Raw genomic sequence first — 5,998 nt, forward strand, 5'->3', positions numbered from 1 at the left:
ACCTGCAACGGGTCGCCGACGCGGCCGGCGTCGACCTGGCCGAGGTGTACCCGGCCGCGGATCTCGACCTGGCCCGGGCACACGCGAACAAGCGCGTGCAGGTCGGCAACCGCGGCTACGACCTGACCCTCGATCTGCCGAAGTCGTACTCGATCCTGACCGCGCTGGCCCCGGCGGACCTGGCCCGGGAGCTGGAGGACGTCTACCTCGACGCGGTCCGCGAGACGGTCAGCGCGATGCAGGGGTGGGCCGGCTACGGGATGCGCGGGCACCACGGCGACGGCCAGCGCGCACAGCGGGTCGACGGGACCGGGCTGCTGGGCTGGATGACGGTGCACCGCACCGCCCGGCCAGTCCCGGGTGCCGCCCCGGATCCGCACCTGCACGCCCACCTCACGCTGCTGAACCTGGTCAAAGGCACCGACGGGAAGTGGTCGACGATCGGCGCCGGCGGCCGCGACATCCACCGCCACGCGCACGCCGCCGACGCCCTGGTCAAGGCCCGACTGCGGGCGATGACCCACGCCCGGTGGGGAATGGAGTGGGTCCGCGACGAACGGACCGGGGCGTGGGAGGTCGCCGCCGTCCCGGCCGACCTGCGCACCCGGATGTCGAAGCGGGCCGCCCAGGTCGAGGCCGCGATGCGCGACGCCGGCGTCGACCCGGCCGCCACCACCGCCCGGCAACAGAAGGTCGTCGCGGCGCAGACCAAGGAGGCCAAGCAGCCCCCCGGCGCCGGCGGAGACCTGCGCGTCGAGTGGCACCGCCAGGCCCTGACCGCCGGCGTCGACCCGCCCGCGGTGGTGGCGGCCGCGACGCCCGGCCCGAGCCACCCACCGCCGCGGCCCAGCCCCCAGGAGGCCGCCGCCCACGTGTTCCGACCCGAGGACGGGCTGACCGGGCACCGGAAGGTCACCACCCGCGCCGAGGTCCTCGCCGCCGTCCTGGACGCCACCGGCCCGGCCGGCGTCGACGAGCTGGCCGACGCCGAGCAGCTCGCCGACCAGGTCCTCGCGCTCGACGTCGCCGTGGCGCTGCCGCCGGCCGGCGCGGTGCACCTGTCCAACGCCGACCGCTACACCAGCGCGGACATCGTCGACGCCGAGCGGGCGGTGCTCGCGGCCGCCCGGGACCGGTACGCGAGCACCACCGCAGTGCTCGACGAGCAGACCATCGCGCTCGCGGTGGCCCAGTTCGAGACCGCCAACGGTTTCACCCTCAGCGCGCAGCAGCGGGCGGTTCTCGACCGCCTCGCCGGCGGCGGGCACGGGGTTGACGCCGTGATCGGTGTGGCCGGCGCGGGCAAGACCACGCTGATGGCGGTGCTGCGCAGCGCCTACGCCGCGACCGGTCAGGTGGTCGCCGGCGCCGCCACGGCGGCCGTGGCCGCGCAGAACCTGCAGAGCGAGGCGGGCATCGAGTCCCGCACGATCGCCTCCTGGCTGCACCGCATCGACGCAGGTCCCGGCCTCGCCGGCGTCGACGTCCTGGTGGTCGACGAAGCCGCGATGGTCGACGACCGGCACATGGCCCGGCTCCTTCACGCCGCCGGCGCCGCCGGGGTGAAGGTCGTCGGGATCGGTGACCCGCAGCAGCTCAAGGCGGTCGGGGTCGGCGGTACCTTCGCCGCCGTGCACGACCTGCTCGGCGGGCTCACCTTGACCGACAACCGGCGTCAGCGCGACGTCGACGAGCGGGCCGCGCTGGCGCTGTGGCGCACAGACGCCCGCCGCCAGGCCCTGTACCGGTGGGCCGACGCCGGGCGGATCCACGCCACCGACACCACCGCGGCCGCGCACACCGAGCTGATCGCCACCTGGTCGACCGAGCGGACCCGCTGGGACGACCCGCACGACCGCATCCAGCACCTGCTGGTCCTCGCGCACACCAACGCCGACGTCGACGAGCTGAACCAGCGGGCCCGCGCGATCCGGATCGCCGCCGGCGAGCTGCCCGGCCCGCAGCGGGTCTACCAGCTGCGCGACGGCGGCACACTGACCCTCGCGCCCGGCGAGCAGGTGCTGCTGCGGGTCAACGACCGCCGCCGCCAGGGCGTCGACGTCCTCAACGGATTCCGCGGAATCGTCACCGCCCTCGACGACCGCGGCCGGGCCGAGGTCGAATGGCGCCAGCCCGGCCCCGACGGCCCGCAACTGGCCCGCGCGTGGGTCACGCCCGCCTACATCGCCGGCGGTGGGGTGAGCCTCGGATACGCGATCACCGCAGCGAAGGCGCAAGGGCTGACCGCCGACCGGACCCTGGTCTACGGCAACGGGATGCAGGCCAACGTCCTGTACCCGGCGATGTCACGCGACCGGCGCCGCGCCGACCTGTGGCTCGCTCTCGACCCACTCGAAGACCCGGCCGACCGGGTACGCCTCGGCGCCCCCGCCAGCGCCGCCGAGATACGCCAACGCGCCGTCGACGCCTACGCCACCGCCGTCGAACGCGACCGGCCCGACGGCATCGTGCTGGCCGAGCTCGGCCAGACACCGCAGCCCATCACCCTCCGTCCCGTCGTCCCGGCGCCCCGCCGCGACCCCGACACCACGCCGCGTGTGGCTCAGCCGGTCGGCGACGTCGACGCGCTCGCCGCCCGCGTCGACGCCCTCGACGACGAACTGCTGCGCCAGCCGACCGCGCGGGAGGTGCTGCGCGAACGGCTCCAGCACGCCGCCCTGACCACCGCCCAGAAGCAGGTCGCGCAGGAGCACACCCGACGCGAGGTCATGGGCGAGTTGCGGGCCATCGCCGCCGGCGAACAGCCCTCCGGCCGGCTCACCCGCGAGCAGCTGCGCGACGGCCTGGCCGTCGTGCGCGCCGAAACCGCCCGCCGCCAACGCCAGGCCGCCCTGGCCGCCGGCGGCCGCGCCGAACACGTCCCCGACGGCGCCAGCACCCACGTGTCCTGGCGGCAACGCCCGCACGGCCAGCTCACCGACGCGCAGCTACGCGCCGCGATCGGTGAGGCCGACACCGTCATCGCGCGTACCCACCACGACATCACCCGGCGCCTGGCCGACGCCGCCGAGCAACTCGCCGCCGCCCGCGACGGTACCGGCCCCTCGATGCAGGCCCTGACCGCGCAGCGCGACCAGCTCCGCGCGGCCGCCGACGCCGCCACCACCGTGGACCAGGCCCGCCAGGACGCCGCCGCCGCCCGGCAGGCCGCCACCGACGCCCGGACCCGAGCCCAGCAGCTACACGCTCAGTCGCAGCGCAACCCGCTGCTGCTGCGCCTGGCCGGCACCAGCCGCGCCGAGCTGGCCGCCCAAGCCGTCGCCGCCGCACAGCAGGCACAACGCCACGACCACGCCGAGAACACCGCGCAGGCCCGCGCCCGCCACGCCGCACCCATCGCGCGGGCGACCCCCGACGCCGCCGAGCGGCTGACCGCGCTGCACCGCGACTGGCCCGCGCGCGTGGCCCAGGCCAAAGCCCTCGACGTCGCCAACGCCGAACAGCTCCCCACCGGCCGGGCCATCACCCACACCCGCGAGCACGCCACCCGCTGGCAGCGCCGCAGCGAAGCGCTACGCGCCGAAGCCGCGCTACGCCAGCGCTTGGACCCACTGCTCGCCCGCGCCGAAGACCTCGCCCGCCAAGCCCAGCAGACCCGCCAACGCACCGACCAAGCCCACGAGCAGGCCACCCAACGCCGCGCCCCACAACCCACCCACGAGCCCCGGCCCACCATCGACCGGGGCCCGTCACTGGGCATGTGACCCCGCCACGCTGCCGAAACGCGCTACGCTCGCAGGCGAAGACCCCGGCCAGCCTCTGCCCCGCAAGGGCACGCAGCCGGGGTTTTGACATCCCCCTGCTCGACGAGCAGCCCGTCGGGTCAGCGCGGCGGGTAGGCGTACTCGAGCACGGTGGAGACGAGTTCGCTGCGGGAGACGGCGCGGTGCGCGGCGACGAGCTGGTCCAGGACCCGGCGGTTGGCCGGGGTGGTCTTGAACGTCCAGGGCACCCGGCCGGCGTCACCGCGGCGGTCGACCGGGTGCCGGGCGAACAGGCCACCAGAAGCCACGTCGGGCACCGCGCGGCGAGCAGCCAGGAGCGCGGGCAACTGCTCCTGCGCGCTCTCGATGGCGTCGTAGACGACCGCGGCGTTGGTACGGCCACGCTTGTCCGCGCGGATCTGCTCAGGCACGTGAGGCAGTACGTAGACGGTGATCTGACGAGTGGTGTCACCAGCATCCGCGCTGGCCGTCGGCGGCGGGGCTACGCGAGGGGCCATGCCCTGATCAACGATGAAACGGCATCGTGGAAACCGATAGCCCAAACCAATAGTCGTTAGCGATAGCGAGTCTAAAAAGCGAGAAAGCGGAGCGAGCGAGCATAAGGAGCGGGGGAGTGGTGCGTGCCCCAGTCGCCCGATCGAGCGTGGGCATGGCACCCTCTGCGAGCAGGCACTACGCGCCCGCACGTAGTGCACAACCGCCACTCGCTGATGGAGCCCACCGGTGACGCTCACGATGTTCGATAGTCAGTTCGCCCGTACCGCGGCCATGGACCGGATCGTGGCGATGGTCAACGACAAGGGCGGGGTCGGAAAGACCACCCTGGTGTCGAATCTGCTGGGCCAGCTCGCGGCCGCCGGGTACAAGGTGCTCGGGGTCGACCTGAACCGCCAGGCCAACATGTCCGACGACCTTGGCTACCGTGACCGCACCGAGGTCGACGACCAGGGGGAGCAGCTCTACGAGGCGATCCGCCGGCCCGGCAAGAACCCGCTGGTGGCCCACGAGGTGCGGCCCAACCTCTGGGTGGTGCCCGGCGGCCGGGAACTGGCCGCGCTGACCCCACTGATCACGATGAACATGCAGCAGGAGGGCCGCGCCGCGTACCTGGGCCTGGCCGCTGCCCTGGCACCGATGGCGGCCGACTACGACCTGATCCTGATCGACTCGCCGCCGGAGAACATCGTCCTGGTCGACCTGGCGCTCGCCGCCGCCCGCTGGACGATCATGCCGACCCGGTCGGACACCGGTGGGCTGATCGGCATGAAGCTCACCGCCGAGCGGTTCCGCACCGCCCGCGAGATCAACCCCACCCTCGGGCTGCTCGGCGTGGTGCTGTTCGCGACCCTGTCCGGGGCCCGGGCGATCCACGCCGAGGTCAAGGAAGACGTCGCCGCCGCGTTCGGCGGGCAGAGCCCGATGCTGGCCTCCACCATCCGCTACTCCGAGCGGGTCGCCCGGGACGCGCGCCGCGCCGGCAAGCTCGCCCACGAGCTGGAGATCGAGGCCGCCGCGCAGCCGGCGTTCTGGGAAGCCCTACGCCAGGGCCGCAAGCCCGGACGACACAGCACAGCCACCGCCAGCGTCTCCGCCGACTTCCGCGCCCTCGCCGCCGAGGTGCTCGACATCATCGCCGCCCAGGAAGCCACCCAGGCGTGAGCGCGGACTCCGAGAACCTCAGCGACCTGTTCGGCCCCTCCGCCGCAGCCTCCGTCTCGACGGCCGCCAACACCCTCGCGGGCCGGCTACCCGACCGCCGCACCAGCGCCGTGGACGCGGTCGCCGCCAACGCCACGCCAGCAGCTCGCGTCACCCAACAGCCCCAGCGGAGCGAGAAGACGACGCCTGTGGCCAGGCCGCAGACCGAGCACCGGCACGACGACGGCGACGCGGACGACGACCTGCCCGCGCAGATCAGCGTGTACGTGCTGCCCGCCGTCGTCACCACGGTCCGGCGTACCCGCAACGGCCGCACCAACGCCCAAATCGCATTCCAGGCCATCACCGCACTCCGCGACCAACTGCCCGAGCTGGTGGCAGCACACCGCAGGACCGCAGCCAAACCGTCCGCCGCGGTGGGACCCTTCGCGCCGCAGCCCGGCGACCGGAGTAGCAGCACACGCCGTGTCCTGTGGACCTTCAAAGCAACCGGCCGTAACCAGCGAGTCCTGGACAAAATCGTTGGTGAAGCCGGAGCCGGCTCCCGGTCCGAGCTCGTCGCTGCCGCGCTGGAGGCGCATTTGCTACGCCGT

General features: G+C 73.9%; 4 protein-coding genes. 3 read left to right on the top strand and 1 reads right to left on the bottom strand.

The genetic code is table 11. The features are described from left to right. Positions 1-3,725, top strand: a 3,725-nt coding sequence (gene mobF / locus O7634_RS00005) for a MobF family relaxase (RefSeq protein WP_278148118.1), incomplete at its 5' end; no start/stop codon positions are given. 119 nt (positions 3,726-3,844) lie between these two features. Here the strand turns inward: mobF and O7634_RS00010 are convergent. Continuing rightward, complete coding sequence (locus tag O7634_RS00010) at positions 3,845-4,156, bottom strand: hypothetical protein (protein ID WP_278091426.1); 312 nt, start codon at positions 4,154-4,156, stop codon at positions 3,845-3,847. Between the two features lie 313 nt (positions 4,157-4,469). Between O7634_RS00010 and O7634_RS00015 the strand changes: the two genes are divergently transcribed. Next, positions 4,470-5,405 (top strand): ParA family protein, encoded by a 936-nt coding sequence (locus O7634_RS00015; protein WP_278091425.1) that lies wholly within the window; start codon positions 4,470-4,472, stop codon positions 5,403-5,405. Then, positions 5,402-5,998 (top strand): hypothetical protein (locus O7634_RS00020; RefSeq protein WP_278148119.1); only part of this gene is annotated, 597 nt, incomplete at its 3' end. The genes O7634_RS00015 and O7634_RS00020, both read left to right, overlap by 4 nt.

Source organism: Micromonospora sp. WMMD1120, from assembly GCF_029626235.1.
Classification (GTDB): Bacteria; Actinomycetota; Actinomycetes; order Mycobacteriales; family Micromonosporaceae; genus Micromonospora.